General features: G+C 70.7%; 7 protein-coding genes. 5 read left to right on the forward strand and 2 right to left on the reverse strand.

Translation table 11 applies throughout. From position 1 onward, the window contains the following. A partial coding sequence (locus AC1D1T_RS30750; protein WP_477993201.1) for a hypothetical protein occupies window positions 1-277 on the forward strand: 277 nt, incomplete at its 5' end. On the opposite strand, the gene AC1D1T_RS30755 is transcribed toward AC1D1T_RS30750, so the two are convergent. After that, window positions 220-774 carry a flavodoxin family protein gene (locus AC1D1T_RS30755; protein WP_465112228.1) on the reverse strand — a complete coding sequence of 185 codons (555 nt, stop codon included), beginning with the start codon at window positions 772-774 and terminating at the stop codon, window positions 220-222. The genes AC1D1T_RS30750 and AC1D1T_RS30755 overlap by 58 nt on opposite strands. A gap of 116 nt (window positions 775-890) precedes the next feature. Here AC1D1T_RS30755 and AC1D1T_RS30760 point away from each other — a divergent pair, with 116 nt between their 5' ends. Next, window positions 891-1,181 carry a hypothetical protein gene (locus AC1D1T_RS30760; RefSeq protein WP_477842022.1) on the forward strand — a complete coding sequence of 97 codons (291 nt, stop codon included), beginning with the start codon at window positions 891-893 and terminating at the stop codon, window positions 1,179-1,181. On the opposite strand, the gene AC1D1T_RS30765 is transcribed toward AC1D1T_RS30760, so the two are convergent. Continuing rightward, on the reverse strand, window positions 1,182-1,928 hold the full coding sequence (locus tag AC1D1T_RS30765) for a pentapeptide repeat-containing protein (RefSeq protein ID WP_477826605.1): 747 nt from the start codon (window positions 1,926-1,928) through the stop codon (window positions 1,182-1,184). Window positions 1,929-2,010: 82 nt separating this feature from the next. Here AC1D1T_RS30765 and AC1D1T_RS30770 point away from each other — a divergent pair, with 82 nt between their 5' ends. The 3 genes from AC1D1T_RS30770 to AC1D1T_RS30780 all read left to right on the forward strand — a co-directional run. Continuing rightward, a complete protein-coding gene (locus tag AC1D1T_RS30770) occupies window positions 2,011-2,400 on the forward strand; it encodes a 4a-hydroxytetrahydrobiopterin dehydratase (protein ID WP_047502322.1) in 390 nt (129 codons plus the stop codon). Between the two features lie 115 nt (window positions 2,401-2,515). Then, window positions 2,516-3,514: a beta-ribofuranosylaminobenzene 5'-phosphate synthase family protein gene (locus tag AC1D1T_RS30775; protein WP_477993202.1), complete on the forward strand. Its 999-nt coding sequence runs from the start codon at window positions 2,516-2,518 to the stop codon at window positions 3,512-3,514. 10 nt (window positions 3,515-3,524) lie between these two features. After that, window positions 3,525-3,984: methylene-tetrahydromethanopterin dehydrogenase N-terminal domain-containing protein (locus AC1D1T_RS30780; protein WP_477993203.1), on the forward strand; the 460-nt coding region annotated here is incomplete at its 3' end.

Raw genomic sequence — 3,984 nt, forward strand, 5'->3', positions numbered from 1 at the left:
CCTGTCGGCGCTGCGCGAGGGCTACCTGCGGCTGCTGGCGAGCGAGCGCGGCCTGCGCTTCCATCGGCTGCAGGCGGCGCAGGGGCTGTCGGACGAGCTGTCGGCACCGGCGCTCGCGCGGCCGGTGGTGGCGCRCGCCGATGCGCGGGTCGCGCTGGCGGCACTGGCCTTCGTGCTGCTGCTGGCGCGCAGTGCGTGGCCGGTGCTGCAGAGGCTGCGTCAGGTGGCGGGGCGGAAGAAGCGGTCGGCCGCCGCGCCGGCTTCGGCATCGGACTGAACCGCGTCGGGCGGGCCGCCCTTGCCCCACAGCAGGCCGGCGAACGGCATCGCGAGGAACTCGGCGCACAGCTGGGTGGAGTCGATCATCGGCTGGGCCTTGGCGCGGTTGCCGCTGGTCGTGATCAGGTGCATGCGCTTCTTCGCCATCTCGGCCTTGAACGGCAGGCCGTCGACCCGCATCCACGCGCTCCAATGGTCGAGGTAGGTCTTCAGCGAGCTCGGGAAGCTGTACCAGTAGACGGGCGCGACCAGCACGAGGTCGGTGCAGGCCATCGTCGCGTCGAGCAGCGTGCGCAGGCCGTCTTCGGGCCACGGGTAGGTGCCGGCGGTGTGGCGCTGGTCGGTGAAGGGCTGCATCGGCAATTGCGCCAGGTGCAGCCAGGTCTGGGTGGCGTCGGCCGGCAGGCCGGCGGCCGCACGGCGGGCCAGCCATTCGGTGTTGCCGACGTGGCCGGGCTCGCGGGTGGAGGCGACGAGGAACAGGAAGTGGGACATCGGTGGCGTGGGTGGTGGGTGGCAACGAATGAAACGCACGCAGTGTTCCATGAAGTCAGGCTGACGCATGGCGCGGGGACAATGGCCTCCTCATCCGATATGTCCTGGAGTTCTCGATGTCCGCTGTTCGCCACCTGTCCTGCCTTGCACTGATGCTGGGAGCCCTGATCGGCTCGCCGGCCAAGGCCCAGACCACCGACGCCGCCGTCGTCGTCAACGAGTACGACGTGTTCGTCGACCCGGTCACCGCGTTCGCCTTCATCAAGCTGCCGGCAGGCTGGAAGTTCATCGGCAAGCTGGATGCCGCACAGCTGCGCAACCTGCCGCCGGGGACGCTGACCTCGCTGCTGCCGCCGGACGACGAGGCGGCGAAGCTGGCGGCGAACTCGACGAAGCGAAAGGGTTGACTACAGGCCCTTCGCGCTCGCGAGCCCCTTCGCGCCCGTCAGCACGATGCCGTCCAGCACGGCATCGGTGAAATCCGCGCCGCTGACATCCGCGCCGCTCAGGTCGGCCCCCGCCATCTTCGCGTTGAAGAAGTTCACGCCGCGCAGGTTGGCGTTGACGAGCTTCGCGAACGACATCATCGACCGGTTGAGATCGGCCCCTTCCAGGTCGGCCTCGCCCAGGTCCGCGCCCGACAGGTCGGTGCGCATCTGCCCCATGCCCTGGTTCTTGATGTTGACGCCGAGGTTGGTCTTGACCAGCTTCGCGCGCCGCAGGTTCGCGCCCGGAAAGTCGGCAATGACGCGCGCCCCGCTCAGGTCGGCGCCCTCGAAGATCGGCGGCGCCTTCACCGCGCCGCCCAGCACCACCACGCTGAGCAGGCTGGCGCCCGCGAGCGTCGCGCCGCTGAAGTCGGTGCCCATCAGCCACGCGCCGTTGAGGTTCGCTCGCGTCAGGTCGGCACCGTTGAACTTGCTCAGCACGAGCTTCGATGCGAACAGGCTGGCCCCCACCAGCCTCGCCCGCCGGAAATCGAGGCGGCTCAGGTCGAGGTCTGACAGGTCGAGCCCCGACAGCTCGGCCGGCCCCGGCGCCGCGGCCAGCCGCTCGCGCACCTGCTCGACGCTGAGCTGTGCAGCCCCCACGCGCCGGCTGCCCATGCCGAGCAGCACGGACGCGATCGCGATGTTCCAGACCCTTCTGCGCACAGTGTTTGCTCCGGTGGAACGATGATGCTGGGCGGTGCCGCGCCAAAGATCAAGGCCGGCAACCCTGCCCAAGGAGATCGACATGACCCAGTGGCGCAAGAAGACCCCCGACGAGACCTACCCGCCCGAAGAGATCGAGGCCCGGCTGAAGGCCGAGCTGCCGAAGTGGACCTTCGAGGACGGCTGGATCCGCCGCAAGTACAAGACCGGCGGCTGGAAAGGCACGCTGATGGTGGTGAACACCGTCGGCCACCTCGCCGAAGCCGCCTGGCACCACCCGGACCTCACGGTCTCGTTCGCCTTCGTCACCGTCAAGCTGATGAACCACGCGGCCAAGGGCATCACCGACAAGGACTTCGCGCTCGCCGCGAAGATCGAGGAGGTGGTGATGTGGCAGCCCGGCGCGGTGGAAGGCTCGGCCCTGGAAGGCACGCCCGACGATCCGCGCTTCAAGTACATCAAGTACGACTGAAGCCGCGCATGACACTGTGTCACCCGGGCGGAACAAGCCCAGGCTCCCGCACGCCTTCCAGACCCGCTTTCCGGGGTAAACCCCAGCGGAACGGGGATTGCTTAGCCAGTCTTCAATGCCTGCCTCTGCCACCGACCACCACCGCCTGCTGAAGCTTCGCGCGCCGGGCCGCCTGCACCTCGGGTTCCTCGACCCGGCGGGCACGCTGGGCCGCCGCTTCGGCAGCCTGGGGCTGGTGATCGACGGCATCGCGACCGAGCTCGAGTTGAGCGCCGCATCCGCCGACGAGGTGCTGGCCGCCGATACCGCCGCCGAGGCCGAGATCGACCGCGCGAGCCGCTTCCTGCACACCCTGCGCGAGCACACCGGCCTGCGCACGCCGCTGCGCCTGCAGCTGTCGCGCGTGCTGCCGCCGCATGCCGGCTTCGGCTCGGGCACGCAGCTCGCGCTGGCGATCGGGCGCGTGTTCGCGCAGTGGCATGGCCTGGCTCTGAGCAGCGTGACGCTCGCGCACTGGCTCGCCCGCGGCCTGCGCTCGGGCATCGGCATCGCCGGCTTCGACCAGGGCGGCCTGCTGGTCGATGGCGGCCCGGGCGCCGACGGCATGCCGGCACCGCTGCTGTCGCGCATCGCGTTCCCGGCCGCCTGGCGCGTGCTGGTGGTCCAGGACGAGCRCCACCGCGGCCTGTCCGGCCCGCAGGAGAAACAGGCCATCGCGACGCTGCAGCCGCTGCCGCAATCGCTGTCGGCCGACATCTGCCACCAGGTGCTGATGCGCGTGCTGCCCGGCGCGGCCAGCAGCGAGTTCGCCCCGTTCGCGGCCGGCATCAACCGCGTGCAGCAACTGCTCGGCGAGCACTTCGCGCCGGCGCAGGGCGGCGCGTACACCAGCGCGGCGGTGGGCCGCGTCGTGCAGTCGATCGACGGGGCGGCCATCGGCCAGAGCTCGTGGGGGCCGACGGGCTTCGCGATCCTGCCGTCGCAGGCCGCGGCCGAGGCCGCCCTGTACACGCTGCGGGCCGATCGCCTGCTCGAACCCGGCGTCACGGTGAGCATCGTCGCCGGCCTCAACCGTGGCGCGCTGCTCTCCGAGCACGCCTGCGAACCCCATTGAAGAGCGCACCATGGAACGCCCCTACATCCTCCACATGTTCACGCCGGGCCGGCAGATGAGCCCGTTCGACGTCAACATGGCCGCCGACGCCGGCTACCAGGTGATCGCGCCGTACTGCGACGCGACGCTCGACGACATCACCGCGCTGACGCAGGACGCGATCTTCTCGCGCGGCCCGAAGGGCGTGGCACGCACCGGGCTGTTCATCGGCGGACGCAACGCGATGCTCGCGGCCGACATGCTGGAGCGCGCCCGGGCCTCGATGGTCAAGCCCTTCGTCGTGTCGGTGATGGCCGACCCGAGCGGCGCCTACACCACCGCCGCGGCGATGGTGGCCTGCACCGAGGCCGCGTTGCAGAAGCAGCACGGCCACGGCCTCACCGGCCTGCGCCTGGTGGTGCTCGGCGGGCTCGGCCCGGTGGGCCGCATCGCCGGCGTGATCGCCGCGCAGGCGGGCCCGCGGGTGTCGC

The sequence above is a fragment of the Rhizobacter sp. P2_H3 genome (assembly GCF_056403355.1).